We start from the raw sequence: 15,363 nt of genomic DNA, 5'->3' as shown, positions 1-15,363 counted from the left end.
CTTTTTCGCCATCCCGCTCGCGGATGGCGATGTCTGCCGCACAGGGATCGTGAATGCTGCGTTTTCTTTCCCGACATAGCGACACGCCAGAACTGCGCAGCGCCAATCACCTTCTCAGACTGCCGCGCTACGGCGATTTCAAGCAATGGCATGTGCTGCGCTCCGAAAGCCGGCAGTTTCTTCAGCCCTGGGAGCCGACCTGGCGGCCGGACGAGCTGACGGAAGGCGCCTTCCGCATGCGCGTGGTGCGCAACGGCCAGGAATTTTCCTCCGGCACCGCCGTTTCCTTCCTGCTATTCGAGAAAGAGACGCTGCTGGTCGGCGGCATCACCATCGGTTACATCCGTCGGGGTGCGGCGCAAAGCTGTATGATCGGATACTGGATCGGCGAGCGGCACGCCGCCCAAGGCCATATGTCTGCCGCATTAAAATTGGTAATACCATACATCTTTAACGGACTTCAGTTGCACCGTATCGAGGCAGCCTGTATTCCGGAAAACTTCAAAAGCATCCGGCTTCTCGAAAATGCCGGGTTCCAGCGGGAAGGCCTCCTGCGGGAATATCTGAAAATCAATGGCCAATGGCGGGATCATATGATGTTTTCCCTTCTTGCCGACAAGCAAAGCTCCGGCGGAACGAAGTACGATACATGACCTACAATCACACTGCGCCTTGCCTTGCGAAACGTCTGGCGGCAATCGCGCTGGCTGCGCCGTTTTTCCTGCTTTTCCTGCTTTTCTCTTCCTATTCCTACGCCTTCGAGCCGGTGAAGATTTCCCGTGACGACACGGCGCTCGACCTGACGGCCACCACCGATATCTATGCCAACCAGGGCGAAGCCTTTCAGGTCTCGACCGCGCCCGGCCCCGACGGCATTCGCCGCCGTATCGAGGTGCGCGCCAGCTCCACCGACCATCAGGGCGACTGGGCGGTTTTCGCACTCGCTAACGTTTCGGAAGAGCAGCTGGAGCGCGTGATCGTCGCGCCGCATTTCCGCCTCGTCAATTCCAAGCTGTTCTGGCCCGATCTCGGCTCGCAGCGCATCATGGCAATTACGCCGAGTGAAGGCTTTGCGCTTGACCGGCAGCCGAGCCCGGATGCCGACGTGTTCCGCATCACCCTCAATCCCGGCTCCGTCATCACCTTCGTCGCCGAGCTTTCCACGCCGCAGCTGCCGCAGCTTTATCTGTGGGAGCCGGAGGCCTACAAGGACACGATCAACGCGTTTACGCTCTATCGCGGCATCGTGCTCGGCATTGCCGGCCTGCTCGCCGTACTTTTGACCATCCTGTTCGTGGTCAAGGGTACTTCCGTCCTGCCGGCCTCGGCCGCGCTCGCATGGGCGGTGCTCGCCTATATATGCGTCGATTTCGGCTTCCTCGAAAAGCTCATCACCGTCACCTCAAGCGATCAGCGAATATGGAGGGCGGGCGCGGAAGTGGCGCTCGCCTCCAGCTTCGTGGTCTTCCTGTTCACCTATCTCAATCTCAACCGATGGCATGCGCATCTGGGTTATGCGACCTTTGCCTGGGTGGTGGGTCTGGCGCTGCTGTTCGGCGTGGCGATCTACGATCCCTCGGTCGCCTCCGGCATTGCGCGCGTGTCCTTCGCGCTCACCGCAACAGCCGGCATCGCGCTCATCGTCTATCTCGGTTTCAACCGTTACGACCGGGCGATTTTGCTCGTGCCTTCCTGGGCGCTTATCCTCGTCTGGCTGTTCGGCAGCTGGCTGACAGTGACCGGGCAATTGGACAATGACATCGTGCAGCCCGCACTCGGCGGCGGGCTGGTACTGATCGTGCTGCTGATCGGCTTTACCGTCATTCAGCACGCCTTTGCCGGCAGCGCCTACCAGCAGGGTCTCTTCTCCGATCTCGAGCGGCAATCGCTGGCGCTGACGGGCAGCGGCGATACGGTCTGGGACTGGGATGTAACGCGCGACCGCATCGTCACCACGCCCGATATTTCCAACCGGCTGGGGCTGGAACCCGGCGCCATGCATGGCGCTGCGCGCAACTGGCTGCCGCGCCTGCACCCTGACGATCGCGACCGGTTCAAGGCGACGCTCGACGTACTGCTCGACCATCGCAAGGGCCGCCTCAACCACGAATTCCGCATTCGCGCGGAAGACGGTCATTTCCACTGGCTGCAAATCCGCGCCCGTCCGGTTCTCGGCTCCAACGGCGAAATCATCCGCTGCGTCGGCACCATCACCGATATTACCGAGCAGAAGAACTCCGTCGAGCGGTTGCTTCAGGATGCGATGAACGACAATCTGACCGGGCTTCCGAACCGGCAGGTGTTCCTCGACCGCCTGCAATCGATCCTCAACCTGTCTTCCGACAGCGACGGCGTGCGCCCGACCGTGATGGCCATCGATATTGACCGCTACAAGCTGGTCAACGATACGCTCGGCATTGCTGCCGGTGACAATATCCTCATTGCGCTGACCCGCCGTCTGCGCCGTCTTTTGAAACCGCAGGATACGCTGGCGCGTCTTGGCGGCGATGAGTTCGGCCTGATCCTGACCTCGGAGCGCGATCCGCAGCGTGTGGCCGATTTCGCCGATGCAGTGAACAAGGCGATCATGGTGCCGATCAATTTCGCCAATCGCGAAATCATCCTCACCGCTTCCATCGGCCTCGTTTCGTGGATCGACCAGCAGGAAAGTGCAGCCGGACTCTTGAGCGATGCGGAACTCGCCATGTATCGCGCCAAGCGCGCCGGCGGCAATCGCGTCGAGCCCTTCCGCCCCGCCTTCCGCACGTCGGGCACCGACCGCCTGCAGATGGAAAGCGACCTTCGCCGCGCCATCGAGCGCAAGGAGCTGTCGCTGGCCTATCAGCCAATCGTCAAGCTCGACGATGGCGAGTTGGCCGGTTTCGAAGCGCTGATGCGGTGGGAGCACCCCAAGCGCGGCAATATTCCGCCGAGCGAGTTCATTCCGATTGCGGAGGCCTCCGGCCTGATCGAGCCGCTCGGCATGTTCGCGCTGGAACGGGCGGCGACCGATCTGATGGACTGGCAGCACGCCATAGAGAAGATGCCGATCTTCATTTCCGTCAATATTTCCAGTGCGCAGCTGCTGAACAATGAATTGTACAATGATGTGCGCGGCATGCTGACCCGCACCCGTTGCAATCCCCAGCAGCTGAAGCTGGAACTGACGGAATCCGTCGTCATGGAGAACCCGGAGCAGGCGCGGCTGGTGCTTTCCAAGCTCAAGGAAACGGGCTTGAGCCTCGCCATGGACGATTTCGGCACCGGCTATTCGTCGCTCGCCTATCTCACCCGCTTCCCCTTCGACACGATCAAGCTCGACAAGGCGCTGGTGGCCAATACCAGCGACAAGCGCAACGTGCTCCTGCGCTCCGTCATCGCCATGGCGCGGGCGCTCGACATGCAGGTCGTGGCGGAAGGCATCGAAACGCCCGAGGATGCGGCCGAACTGGCGCGCATGAATTGCCATTTCGGCCAGAGCTTCCTGTTCGGCACCCCGGTTTCGGGCGATGCGGCGCTGAAGCTTTTGCGGGAACGGTTCCAGCCGACGAAGCGGGCTTCGTAAGCGGAGTATTGGAACGCAAGGTAGCTACCTCCGTCATTCCGGCCTTGAGCCGGAATCCAGCCGCCGCGCGTCGGCGCGGCGATAAAAGCCCTTTCAGCCCAAGGACTTGGGCTGGCTGGATGCCGGATCAAGTCCGGCATGACGGGAGGAGGAAACGGCGCGTTTGCCGACTGTTACTCCTCGTTTGTCGAACATTCACTGAACCAGGGCAGCCTGCACCTGTGTTGACGCATCCGCCGCCACCCTCCCATGCAGGAGGTCGTGAATGAATTCCATCTTCACCACCACCGGCGGTGTCAGCACGAAGGGATAGAGGTCTGCCTCCCCCATGCTGCGCTGGATAGAATTGATCGCGACGCTGAGCGGAATCCAGGCCTTGACCAGTTGTTCGGCGCTGCGGGCATTGTAGGGATCGAAAGTCACCTCCGCCGCCATTTCTTCATGCCCATCGGGATCGATGGCCACGCCGAAGGCCCGCGCCGTCTCCAGCGTATCGACGATATGCAGATAATGGGCGAAACATTCGGCGAAATCCTCCCAGGGGTGGACGGACGCATAGGAACTGATGAAGCTTTCCTGCCAGTCGGGACGCGGCCCATCTTCGTAATTGCGTTGCAGAGCGGCGCCATAATCCTCACTGTCATCGCCGAAGACGGCGCGGCAGGCCTCCAGGCGGTTCTCATCCCGCACCAGCTTATTCCAGATGAAGTGCCCCACCTCGTGGCGGAAATGGCCGAGCATGGTGCGGTACGGCTCGTTCATATTGGCGCGGACCTGCTCGCGGGTGACATCGTCGGCCTCCGCGGCGCGGATGGCGATCAGGCCCTCATCGTGACCGGTCATGGCGGGAATGACGGAACCATCGGGCGCCACCTCGTCCACCAGAAAATCGAAGACCAGCCCACCGGCAGGATCGGCATCGCGATTGGGATGCGGCAGGCCGAGCCGCAGGATCGAATAAAACAGATGCCGCTGCGCCTGGCTGATGCGACGCCATTGTGCAATGCCCTCATCCGTCGCGATATCCGGCACCAGACGGCTGTGGCTGCAGGCCGGGCAGAAGGCGCTGTCGCTTTGCGCCGGCACTGACCAGTTGCAGATATCGTTCACTTCATTGGCGCAGAACCGCACCTGTTTTTGCGGGTCCGCGACGATCTGCCAGTTCGGCTCACCCGCGGGCGAAAGCGCCTCCATGGATAGCCGTTCCGGCACGAAGGCCAGACGATGACCGCAGGAAACGCAGAAACGATTGTCGAAATGGACCGGCTGGCCGCAGGATGCGCAGGAAAAAAGCTTCATCGATGAAACCCTTGCGATGGATCGGGTGGGTGGAGGTAAAATACGATGCCAACATGCACCGTAGACGACAGCTGAAAATCATTGACGCTCCTGCGCTCCGGGCTTACCCCCCTCTGTCCTGCCGGACATCTCCCCCTCAAGGGGGGAGATCGGCAAGACGCTCTTCCACCACTCCATTCTCAAGCATTGAGATGGGCGAGACCTCGCCTCAGGTCGATCTCCCCCCTTGAGGGGGAGATGTCCGGCAGGACAGAGGGGGGTAAGCCCGGAGCGCAGGAGCATCAATGATTGGCAACGGTCGCCTACGGTGGCCACTATGAAGGGCGTAACAGGCGGCCGCCTTCGGAACATCCCAGACGACAGGAGCGCATGTGCGGTCAACACATGCGCTCCGAAGCGCCTCATCGAAAGAGGCGCGAGACCGTCGGGCGAAATTACATGCGGTCGACGGCGCCCTTGACGGCGTCTTTCGCCTTGCCAACGCTGGTCTGTACCTTGCCCTTGGCTTCCTGGGCGGCACCCTTGGCGCGCAATTCATTATTGCCCGTCGCTTCGCCGACGTTCTTCTTCACCTTGCCAGCAACTTCATTGGCTTTACCGGCGATCTTGTCAGATGTGCTACCCATAATACTACTCCCTCGTTGAGCCGTACTGTCTGTCCGGCTTTCCGGGTGAGTAACGTCAGGGGTCGGGATTTGGTTCCAGCCAAAACGGGCGGAACATGCAGGGGCTCAGGCGTGACCGGCATCCGTGGAAAGCATGCGCGCATCGACGCCCATGAGCGCCAGCGCCCGCTCGTATTTATTGTCCAGCCCGCGGTCGAAGATCAGTTCCTCCGCAGCCGGGCAATTCAGCCAGCCATTATTGGCGATCTCGTTTTCCAGCTGGCCCGGACCCCAGCCTGCATAACCGAGCATCATGGTGGCCCTTTGCGGACCGCGGCCGTTAGAGATGGCGCGGACGATATCGAGCGTTGCCGTCAGCGAAATGTCATCGCTGACTGGAATGCTGGATTCGCTTAAATAATCATCCGAATGCAGCACGAAACCCCGGCCGGATTCCACCGGGCCGCCGCACTGGATCGGAAATTCGCGGGTGCGATTGGGCAGCATGATGGCGTCGTTGCTGTCCACCAGTTTCAGGTGCAGCAGAATATCCGTAAAGGTGATCTGCTGCGGCCGGTTGATGATGAAGCCCATGGCGCCTGCATCCGAATGGGCGCAGATATAGATCACCGAACGGGCAAAATTGCCGTCGTCCAGCCCCGGCATCGCGATGAGGAACTGACCATCGAGAAAGCCACGTTCGCGTTTGTCCATCAGGGTTGAAAAGCTCACCGGCGCCTCCAGCAGACCGCATTCCGTCATTTAACGAAAACGGCGTTCGCACTTCGACAAAGGACAGGATGCGGCATCGCGCCCGATCAATCAACCGAAAATGATGAACCGCACGAATTCGTAACTGGTCCACCGAGCGATGTTGGGTTAGACGGAAAGCATGAGCGCCAGAATATTCTTTCGATTTTCACATTTCCGTTTTGCAGCGGCATTTGCTGCCCTACTTGGCGGTGCTGAAGCCGCCCAGGCCGAAATTACCGACTGGGCGAGAAGCGAAGGCGGCCAGATGCGCGTGGCGAGCCTTGCCATGGATGCCGACGGCGTGGTGCGCGGCGTGCTGCAGATCGAGCCGAAGGACGGCTGGATCACCTATTGGCGCGAACCGGGCGAAGCGGGCATACCGCCGCAGATCACGCCCGATCCTGCAAGCGGCGCGGCGCTCACCACCATGGCCTATCCGGTCCCGAAGCTGATCGAAAACGGCGACATCACCGATATCGGCTACGACCACGCCGTCAGCCTTCCGTTTCAGCTGAAAGCCGCCGACCCGGCGGCAGGCGGAAAGATCGATCTCACCGCCTTCATCGGCGTGTGCCAGAATATCTGCATTCCCTTCGAGGCGAAGTTTTCAATCGAGCGCGGCAATGCCGGCGATGACGACCGCGAGGAACGGCGATTGCTGGAGGAGGCGCGCGAAACGCTGCCCGAGGCGGCATCCGACGATTTCAAGGTGATCGATTTTCACATCACGCCCGACAAGACCATGCTCGGCGTGCAATTGCAGCTTCCGGAAAACGCGCCGAAGGAGACCGAAATCTTTATCGCCGGTCCCTCGGGCTTTGCCTATTACGAGCCGCAGAACCTGGTGCGCGACAAGCGCAAGCTCTCCTTCTACATGAACATCAAGGGCCTGCCGAAAACCTATCAGGTGCAGGGCAATAGCTGGCCTATCCTGGTCAAATCCGGCGACCGGGCCATGGAAACGATGCTCCATTTTCCAAAGCCCTGATCGGTTCGGCGGTCACGTTTGAGCGGCCGCGTCTGCAATGGAATTTCCTGCGAAAACCGCATGACACGTTTCATTTGGTTGCTCTATAGTCGCGCGAACCGAACGGCTACAGGAGCACGGACATGACCATCAAGATCGGCGAAAAACTGCCTTCCGCAACTTTCAAGGAAAAGACGGCCGACGGCCCGGTGGAAACCACCACGGACGCGCTTTTCGGCGGCAAGAAGGTGGTTCTCTTCGCTGTTCCCGGCGCTTTCACCCCCACCTGCTCACTGAACCACCTGCCGGGCTATCTCGAAAACCGCGACACCATTCTTTCCAAGGGCGTTGACGATATCGCCGTCGTCGCCGTCAACGACTGGCACGTGATGGGCGCATGGGCGCAATCCTCCGGCGGTCAGGGCAAAATCCACTTCCTCGCCGACTGGGACGCCGCTTTCACCAAGGCGCTCGGCCTCGACGCCGATCTTTCCGCCGGCGGCCTCGGCGTGCGCTCCAAGCGTTATTCGATGCTGGTGGAAGACGGTGTGGTGAAGTCGCTCAACGTGGAAGAAAACCCCGGCCAGGCGACGGTCTCTGCCGCTGCGGCGATGATCGAGCAGCTTTGACGTTAAGAAGAAGGCCTCTTGGCCCTAGATAAGACGTCATCCTCGGCCCTGTGCCGAGGATCTAATCACGTTCAATTCAATCGAGACGTTGCAGATGCTCGGGACAAGCCCGAGCATGACGGAAGAGAGCGACCAGAAGCCGCTCTCTCAAACATTCATATCGAACACCAGAAGCCCGGCGAGACCGCCATCGGTGAGCGACACGAGACGTTCCCCCACTTCCATGTGCTTGGGATGGGCGAGATAGTCGTCGCGGGCCTCGGGGCTTTCCAGCGTCACGATAAAACCGTCGACAAAACCGCCATTCAGCCCCTCGGGTGAAACATTCTGGCCGTATTTCACATCGATGATGCCGGGTATCGCATCCTTCAGGGCGGCAATCGCCTCGAATATTGCGTGTTTTTCAGAAGAGGCCGTTGCAGCCTTGAAGCGTAGAAATACACAATGCAGGATCATCCGGATTTCTCTCCTCCGTTGGGCGCTACCGGAGCGCCCCTTGACGACAAGATAGGTCGGGTTTCGGTTTTCACAACCCCCGATAACGGGGCCGCCGGCGCGGATTTGCCCGACCCGAAATAGAGCAGGCTTCCATTACCGCCGTTTGAAGGGCTCCATGCCCTTTCGCGCCAACTCGTCGGCGCGCTCGTTTTCCGGGTGGCCGGCATGGCCCTTGACCCAGTGCAGGGTGACCTTATGGCGTTGCTGCGCCGCTTCCAGCGCCTGCCATAGTTCAACATTCTTGACCGGCTTGTTATCGGCGGTTTTCCAGCCCTTCTTTTTCCAGCCGAAAATCCACTTGGTGATGCCGTCCTTCACATAGGCGCTGTCGGTATAAAGATCGACCTCGCAGGGGCTTTTCAGCGCATTGAGCGCCGAAATCGCCGCCAGCAGTTCCATGCGGTTATTGGTGGTCTCGGCTTCGCCGCCGGAGAGTTCCTTCTCCACTTCGCCGTAACGCAGCACGGCACCCCAGCCGCCGGGACCGGGATTGCCGGAGCAGGCGCCATCGGTGAAAATATCGACATGTTTCATTCGCCCGCCAGCCCATATTCGGCGACAGTGGCGATGGAACGGTGGAACCGCAGCTTGCGCAGATATTCCAGCGGGTCCTTCTTGACCACCAGCGCACCTTCCGGCGTCGTCAGCCAGTCATAAAGGCGGGTGAGGAAAAAACGCAGCGCCGAACCGCGCGCCAGAAGCGGCAGCGCCTCCAGCTCCGCTGCGCTCAGCGGGCGCACCGACTGGTAACCCTCCAGCAGCGCCTTGCCCTTGGTGACGTTGTAAGCGCCATCCTTTTCGAAGCACCAGGCATTGAGGCAGATCGACACGTCATAAGCGAGCAGGTCGTTGCAGGCAAAATAAAAGTCGATCAGGCCGGACAGTTCATCGCCGAGGAAGAACACATTGTCCTGGAACAGATCCGCATGGATGACGCCGGCCGGCAGATCTTTCGGCCAATGGGCGGCGAGATAATCGATCTCGGGGCGAATCTCGTCTTTCAGGCCCTTCTCCACCTCGTCGGCGCGCGCTTCGGACTTGTCCCAAAGCACCTTCCAGCCTTCGACGGAGAGCGCGTTCGGCCGCTTGATCTCGAACCCCTCGCCGGCCAGATGCATGGCGGCCAGCGCCTTGCCGACTTCGCGGCAATGTTTCGCTTCCGGCTTTCTCAGCCACATGCCCTCGAGAAAGGAAATGAGCGCCGCCGGCCGGCCCGACAGCTCTCCCAGCAACTCGCCATCCTTGCGCGGCAGCGGCAGGGGGCAGGACAGGCCCTTGGCGGCCAGATGCTGCATGAGGCCGAGGAAGAAGGGCAGATCGTTTTTTTCCACGCGCTTTTCATAAAGCGTCAGGATCAGCGGGTCCTTGGTGGTATGCAGCAGGAAATTGGAGTTTTCGACGCCTTCGGCAATGCCCTTATAGGAGGTGAGGCTGCCGACGTCATATTGCGTGAGGAAATTCCTCAGATCATCTTCGGTGATGTCCGTATAAACTGCCAATTTCAAATCTCTTGATGAAGGATGGAGTGGAAATCTCGGGTGGAGATGACGCATGTGGGACGGAAACCGCCCGCATTCAGCGCCATCCCGCTTCAGATACCGGCGGCGGTTTTCGGCGGCAGCGCATCATTGGCATTGCCGTTCACGAAAGCCATGTCGTCCGTCGTCAGCTCGATGCTGCGCAGCTCGCGATTGACGAGGAAATGTTCCGTTTCCTCGACCGTCACGGCGAGATCGAGCGTCGTATCGAAACGCGCCTTGAAGGCCTCGATGATCTCATCGACGATGACCTCCGGTGCGGATGCGCCGGCCGAAAGGCCGACGGTGCGGATATCGCCGATTTCATTCCAGTCGATTTCCGAGGCCCGCTGCACCAGCACGGAACGCTGTGCACCGGCCCGCAGGGCCACTTCCACAAGCCGCTTGGAATTGGAGGAATTGGGTGCGCCGACGACGATGAAGAGGTCGCAGCCGGGGGCCGCCTGCTTCACCGCATCCTGACGGTTGGTGGTTGCGTAACAGATGCTGTCGGCGGCGGGCGCCTGAATGGCCGGGAAACGTTCCTGCAGCCTGGCGATGACGCCGGCCGTGTCATCGACCGAAAGTGTCGTCTGGGTGACGAAGCCGAGATTTTCGCGGTCCGCCGGTTCATAACGGCCGGCATCTTCCACAGTTTCGATGAGCGAGACCGTTCCTTCCGGAAGCTGGCCCATGGTGCCGATGACCTCGGGGTGGCCGGCATGGCCGATCAGCACCACATGGCGACCGAGGCGCTGGTGGCGCATGGCCTGCTTGTGGACCTTGGAGACCAGCGGGCAAGTGGCATCGAGATAGAACAGATTACGCGCCTGCGCATCCTCCGGCACGGATTTCGGCACGCCGTGGGCCGAGAAAACCACCGGCTGCTCGCGGTGCTCGGCCGGAATTTCATGCAGTTCCTCGACGAAAACCGCGCCCTTGGCTTCCAGCCCTTCCACCACATAACGATTATGCACGATTTCGTGACGGACATAGACGGGTGCGCCATAGGCCTTCAGCGCCAGCACGACGATCTGGATCGCCCGGTCCACGCCCGCGCAAAAGCCGCGCGGTCCGCACAGCCTTATCGTCAAAGGGGGTTTGGAAACGGCGATGTTCATTCCAGCTCCTTGGCCTGCTCCTTGGGCCGTGCTTCATGGCCTTGCCCGACAAGCTGCCTTACCGGACGGGCTGCGCTTTATTCACCCTGCGCCTTACCGTTCCGGAAATAGGCAAAACCGGCGACGATGACAAGGGCCGCCGCCAACCCATACCACGTTATCGCATATTGCAGGTGATTGTTGGGCAAATCTATCAGCGTCACGCCACCCTGCGGCCAGCCGCCCGGATTAGGCGCGTTGTCAGCATCCACGAAGAGGTGGACCAGCCGGTCGGGCGGGATATCGGCGCTGGAGGCCATGGCCGCCAGATCCTTCCAGTAGAAGATGTTCTTGGCGATATCGTTATCAGGCAGCAGCGAGGACGGTTTTGCAACCAGCGGCGCGCGCGAAAGGCCGGTGATCGTCACCGCACCGGCAACCTGCCCGTCGGGCCGTTTGGCCGGTTCCTTCATCTCGAAGGGGACGAAGCCGCGATTGACGAAGAGAATGCGTCCATCGGCGAGCGTCAGCGGCGTATAGATGTAATAGCCGGTTTGCCCCTGATGGGTGGCGAAGAAATGCCGCTCGCGGGCATGATCGAAGGTGCCGGAAAGACTGACCGTGCGGTATTCGATATCGCCGCCGCTTTTCGCGATCGCCTCTATGTCGGAGAGCGGCACCGGGCTCGCGCTCCGCCGCTCCTCGATATCGGCAATCAGCGCCTCTTTCCAGTAGAGACGCTTCACCTGCCAGGTGCCGAGCCCGAGAAGAATGGCAAGCGCCAGCAGCACCAGCGGCGCGGCGAACCAGACCCGCCTTTCCGCCGCCTTCATGTGGGAAACATCATTCACGATCAAGCCTGCCTTCGCTTGCATTGTTGCGGTATTGCAGCGCAATCATGATCCCTTTCAACTTGCGCAGCAGCACGAGGGAGACAATCACCGTAAACGGCAACCATAGCATGACATGCACCCAGACCGGCGGCGCAAAACGCTGATCGAACCAGAGCGCCAGCCCGACGACCAGAAAACCGACGATCAGCATGACGAAAACCGCCGGGCCATCGCCCGCATCGGCAAAACCGTAATCCAGTCCGCAGGCGCTGCAGGCGGGTTTTATGGTCAGAAAGCCGTCGAACAGCCGTCCGTTGCCGCAGCGCGGGCAGCAGCCTTTGAGCCCGACCTTGATGGGATCGACCGGCGCGAAATTGCCGTTTGATGGTTCAGACATGACGACCTCCCGCTTCCGCCTGCAAACCGCCCTGTTGGAGAGGGTTCAGGCACGAGGGCAGCAACCGCTGCCCGTGAAGTGTCGACGGAGGCCCAATCTCCCTCCTCCGTCATCCCCGGGTTTGACCCGAGGATTTGCACACTACCGATCTGGATTCCCGGGTCGAGCCCGGGAATGGCGCCGGGCGTGCGGGAAGCTCGCCCTCGACATCAGGGCGGCGATTTGCCGCCCCTCCATTATCGGTGCAATCAGCCGTGCAGCGGCGCGCCCCAGCCACCCCAGATATAGATGGCGAAGAACAGGAACAGCCAGACGACGTCAACGAAGTGCCAGTACCAGGCAGCCGCTTCGAAACCGAAATGCTGCTTGGGCGTGAAACCGCCGCCAACGGCGCGGAACAGGCAGACCAGCAGGAAGACCGTGCCGACGAAGACGTGGAAACCGTGGAAACCGGTGGCCATGAAGAAGGTCGCGCCGTAGATCGAATTCTTGAAGTCGAACGGCGCGTGCATGTATTCGTAAACCTGCACGGTGGAGAACAGGACGCCGAGCGCGACGGTGAGCAACAGACCGGTGATCAGGCCCTTGCGGTCATTATGCAGCAGGGCATGGTGCGCCCAGGTGACGCAGGTGCCCGACAGAAGCAGGATGACGGTGTTGTAGAGCGGCAGGTGCCAGGGATCGATCACCTCGATGCCCTTGGGCGGCCATTGGCCGCCGGTATATTCGAGGCGCGACGCCTGAATGGCCTCGTGCGGGAAGAGGCTGGCATCGAAATAGGCCCAGAACCACGCCACGAAGAACATCACCTCCGAGGCGATGAACATGATCATGCCGTAACGCAGGTGAAGCGAGACGACGCGGGTGTGGTTGCCCTCATGGGCTTCCTTGATCGTGTCGGACCACCATGCGTACATGGTGTAAAGAACGATGACGAGGCCGATATAGAACAGCCAGGGATTGGCCAGTTCCGCGCCGAACAGCTTGAAGGAGCCGCCCGACAGGTAACGCATGTAACAGACGCCACCGAAGGTCAGGATGAAGGCGCCGATCGAGGCCAGAAGCGGCCAGGGGCTTGGATCGATAATGTGGTAGTCGTGGTTCTTCTGATGCGTATCTGCCATTGCGACAATCCCCGAATGTCTCTTCCCTGATCCGGCCTCGGATAAAAGGCCAGATCTCCTCTCACAATTTGCTTTCGCCAGATGAAGTCTTTACCGGCAAGGACGCAACCGGTTTTTCGGTTTTGGCCGGATAAAACGTATAGGACAGCGTTAAAGTATGAATGCTCTTGGTCTCGCGCGCCGTGGCGATGTCAGGATCGACGAAGAACACCACCGGCATCTCCAGCGTTTCACCCGGCTGCAGCGTCGTTTCGGTGAAGCAGAAGCACTCCACCTTGTTGAAATAGGCGCCGGCTTCCATCGGCGTGACGTTGAAGACCGCCGTGCCCGTGGTCGCCACGGGTGAGCGGTTCGTCGCCTTGAACGTCACCTGCACCGTTTCGCCGATCTTCGGCGTGACCTTTTTGTCGACCGGCTGGAAATCCCAGTTGAGGCCGTTCGACGTATTGGCATCGAAGGTGACGTTGATGGTCTTGTCGAGGATGACGTCGGAATATTGCTCGACGCGCTGGGTGGTGCCGTTATAGCCGGTGACACGGCAGAACAGCGTATAAAGCGGCACGGCGGCATAGGCCATGCCGATCATGGCGCAGAAAAACACCAGACAAAGCACGAGGATGGAGCGATTGCTCACCCGCTGCCTGCCGGTCCCTGCCGTCTGCGCTTCCATATTCGCCATCTCCTCCTCCTCCTCTCCCCTCGATCAGCGCGTCAGTGCGAGCCGATCTTGATGATGGTGATGATGTAGAACAGCACCACCAGGCCGGCGAGCAGAACGCCGAGCGCGATGTTTCGCCCACGTCTCGATTTTTTCTGCGCCGCGCTCAGTTCCACCGTTTCCATCACAGGACTCCCGACATGACGGCCTTCAGGGCCGGCGCGAAATGATCGGCCAGAAGGCCGGAGAAAATCGCAAAAAGGTAAAGCACCGAATAGGCGAACATCTTCTTGGCCGGCAGCATCTTCTCGTCGCCCTCAGGCATGCGCCGGACATCGAGCGAACAGTAGACGAAGATCGCGCTCAGCACGGCAGCGAAAATGCCGTAGCCGGCGCTCGCAAGACCGGTGAAATAAGGTGCTACGGCCGCCGCCGCGGTCAGCACCGCATAAACGATCATCTGGTTCTTGGTGGAGCGTTCGCCGACCACGTTCGGCATCATCGGAATGCCGACGGCGTCGTAATCGCGCATCTTGAACAGCGCCAGCGCCCAGAAATGCGCCGGTGTCCACAGGAAGATGATGAGGAACAGGATGATGCTGTCCAGCGAAACGCCGCCGGTGACGCAGGCCCAGCCGAGCATGGGCGGGAAAGCGCCGGCCGCACCGCCGATGACGATGTTCTGCGGCGTCGAGCGTTTCAGCCACATCGTATAGATGACGGCGTAAAAGAAGATGGTGAAGGCGAGCAGGCCGGCCGAGAACCAGTTGACCGCAAGGCCGAGAATGACCACCGAAAAGGCCGACAGCGTCAGCCCGAAGGCCAGCGCCTCGCGCGGCGCGATGCGGCCGGACGGGATCGGCCGTCTGGCGGTACGGCTCATCACGGCGTCGATATCGGCATCGTACCACATGTTGAGCGCACCGGATGCGCCGGCGCCGACGGCGATGCAGAGAATGGCGATGATGCCGAGCACCGGGTTGATTTCACCCGGCGCCAGCACGAGGCCCGCAAAGGCCGTGAAGACGACGAGCGACATGACGCGCGGCTTCAGCAATTCGAAATAATCGCGCGCGCCGGCTTCCGAAAGTTCGGAGCCCTTCACGCCCAGCATGTCGCGATTGTCGATAATGCTCATTTCCTGTCCTGTTTCCTTCGAACGCCGCGTGAAGCGACGTCCCCTGCACCGGCCCGAAAACGAATGTGATTTCCGGCATGCGCGATGCGTCAATTCATGGGTCCCGAACGTCCTGACATGAGCGGCGCCGGGTAAAACCGATGCCATTTTCCGGCTTTTCGCCGCACCCTGCCGCCATTCGTCTGCGCTTGCATTTCATAAAGGCCAGATTTGGCATTTATCACGTCCGGGGCATGTATCACGTCGGACGGCAGGCATCGCTTGGACAAAATGTCACGCG

The 15,363-nt window shown here is 60.5% G+C and carries 17 protein-coding genes; 4 read left to right on the top strand and 13 right to left on the bottom strand.

Translation table 11 applies throughout. From position 1 onward, the window contains the following. Nucleotides 1-53: 53 nt before the first annotated feature. Nucleotides 54-653, top strand: coding sequence for a GNAT family N-acetyltransferase (locus CFBP4996_RS02255; RefSeq protein ID WP_003509108.1), 600 nt, complete (start codon nucleotides 54-56; stop codon nucleotides 651-653). Then, entirely contained in the window at nucleotides 650-3,565 is a 2,916-nt protein-coding gene (locus CFBP4996_RS02250; RefSeq protein WP_035262976.1) for an EAL domain-containing protein, read from the top strand. Before CFBP4996_RS02255 ends, CFBP4996_RS02250 begins: the two co-directional genes overlap by 4 nt. Before the next feature lie 195 nt (nucleotides 3,566-3,760). On the opposite strand, the gene CFBP4996_RS02245 is transcribed toward CFBP4996_RS02250, so the two are convergent. The 3 genes from CFBP4996_RS02245 to CFBP4996_RS02235 all read right to left on the bottom strand — a co-directional run bounded on the left by CFBP4996_RS02245 (nucleotide 3,761) and on the right by CFBP4996_RS02235 (nucleotide 6,201). Continuing rightward, a complete protein-coding gene (locus CFBP4996_RS02245; protein ID WP_080852553.1) occupies nucleotides 3,761-4,864 on the bottom strand; it encodes a zinc-binding metallopeptidase family protein in 1,104 nt (367 codons plus the stop codon). Between the two features lie 434 nt (nucleotides 4,865-5,298). Beyond that, complete coding sequence (locus CFBP4996_RS02240; RefSeq protein WP_003521119.1) at nucleotides 5,299-5,490, bottom strand: CsbD family protein; 192 nt, start codon at nucleotides 5,488-5,490, stop codon at nucleotides 5,299-5,301. Between the two features lie 105 nt (nucleotides 5,491-5,595). Then, a complete protein-coding gene (locus CFBP4996_RS02235) occupies nucleotides 5,596-6,201 on the bottom strand; it encodes a YqgE/AlgH family protein (RefSeq protein WP_003521117.1) in 606 nt (201 codons plus the stop codon). A gap of 160 nt (nucleotides 6,202-6,361) precedes the next feature. Here CFBP4996_RS02235 and CFBP4996_RS02230 point away from each other — a divergent pair, with 160 nt between their 5' ends. Both CFBP4996_RS02230 and CFBP4996_RS02225 read left to right on the top strand, forming a co-directional pair. Next, nucleotides 6,362-7,210 (top strand): protein-disulfide reductase DsbD domain-containing protein, encoded by an 849-nt coding sequence (locus CFBP4996_RS02230; RefSeq protein WP_020809072.1) that lies wholly within the window; start codon nucleotides 6,362-6,364, stop codon nucleotides 7,208-7,210. Nucleotides 7,211-7,332: 122 nt separating this feature from the next. Beyond that, nucleotides 7,333-7,818, top strand: a complete 486-nt coding sequence (locus tag CFBP4996_RS02225; RefSeq protein ID WP_003521115.1) for a peroxiredoxin — start codon at nucleotides 7,333-7,335, stop codon at nucleotides 7,816-7,818. 147 nt (nucleotides 7,819-7,965) lie between these two features. Here the strand turns inward: CFBP4996_RS02225 and CFBP4996_RS02220 are convergent, their stop codons facing one another. The 10 genes from CFBP4996_RS02220 to cyoE form a co-directional block, all read right to left on the bottom strand. Then, nucleotides 7,966-8,274, bottom strand: coding sequence for a Dabb family protein (locus CFBP4996_RS02220; protein ID WP_080852554.1), 309 nt, complete (start codon nucleotides 8,272-8,274; stop codon nucleotides 7,966-7,968). A gap of 135 nt (nucleotides 8,275-8,409) precedes the next feature. Continuing rightward, on the bottom strand, nucleotides 8,410-8,850 hold the full coding sequence (gene rnhA, locus CFBP4996_RS02215) for a ribonuclease HI (protein ID WP_065115053.1): 441 nt from the start codon (nucleotides 8,848-8,850) through the stop codon (nucleotides 8,410-8,412). Then, complete coding sequence (locus CFBP4996_RS02210; protein ID WP_080853233.1) at nucleotides 8,847-9,815, bottom strand: homoserine kinase; 969 nt, start codon at nucleotides 9,813-9,815, stop codon at nucleotides 8,847-8,849. Before CFBP4996_RS02210 ends, rnhA begins: the two co-directional genes overlap by 4 nt. Nucleotides 9,816-9,907: 92 nt before the next feature. Next, nucleotides 9,908-10,954: a 4-hydroxy-3-methylbut-2-enyl diphosphate reductase gene (ispH, locus tag CFBP4996_RS02205; protein ID WP_003521111.1), complete on the bottom strand. Its 1,047-nt coding sequence runs from the start codon at nucleotides 10,952-10,954 to the stop codon at nucleotides 9,908-9,910. 77 nt (nucleotides 10,955-11,031) lie between these two features. Then, complete coding sequence (locus tag CFBP4996_RS02200) at nucleotides 11,032-11,766, bottom strand: SURF1 family protein (protein ID WP_031233477.1); 735 nt, start codon at nucleotides 11,764-11,766, stop codon at nucleotides 11,032-11,034. A gap of 10 nt (nucleotides 11,767-11,776) precedes the next feature. Continuing rightward, on the bottom strand, nucleotides 11,777-12,163 hold the full coding sequence (locus tag CFBP4996_RS02195) for a DUF983 domain-containing protein (RefSeq protein ID WP_003521108.1): 387 nt from the start codon (nucleotides 12,161-12,163) through the stop codon (nucleotides 11,777-11,779). 248 nt (nucleotides 12,164-12,411) lie between these two features. Further along, nucleotides 12,412-13,287, bottom strand: a complete 876-nt coding sequence (locus tag CFBP4996_RS02190; RefSeq protein ID WP_003521107.1) for a cytochrome c oxidase subunit 3 — start codon at nucleotides 13,285-13,287, stop codon at nucleotides 12,412-12,414. Nucleotides 13,288-13,348: 61 nt separating this feature from the next. Further along, on the bottom strand, nucleotides 13,349-13,966 hold the full coding sequence (locus CFBP4996_RS02185) for a cytochrome c oxidase assembly protein (RefSeq protein ID WP_003521106.1): 618 nt from the start codon (nucleotides 13,964-13,966) through the stop codon (nucleotides 13,349-13,351). 32 nt (nucleotides 13,967-13,998) lie between these two features. Then, a complete protein-coding gene (locus CFBP4996_RS02180) occupies nucleotides 13,999-14,130 on the bottom strand; it encodes a cytochrome c oxidase system small membrane protein (RefSeq protein ID WP_003521105.1) in 132 nt (43 codons plus the stop codon). Further along, nucleotides 14,130-15,083 carry a heme o synthase gene (cyoE, locus tag CFBP4996_RS02175; RefSeq protein WP_080852555.1) on the bottom strand — a complete coding sequence of 318 codons (954 nt, stop codon included), beginning with the start codon at nucleotides 15,081-15,083 and terminating at the stop codon, nucleotides 14,130-14,132. The genes CFBP4996_RS02180 and cyoE overlap by 1 nt, the downstream gene beginning before the upstream one ends. Nucleotides 15,084-15,363 lie beyond the last annotated feature (280 nt).

Source organism: Agrobacterium leguminum (assembly GCF_005144435.2).
GTDB classification, from domain to species: Bacteria; Pseudomonadota; Alphaproteobacteria; order Rhizobiales; family Rhizobiaceae; genus Agrobacterium; species Agrobacterium leguminum.
Note: the sequence above shows the minus strand (reverse complement) of the source record. Positions and strands in the feature narration are given on the sequence as shown.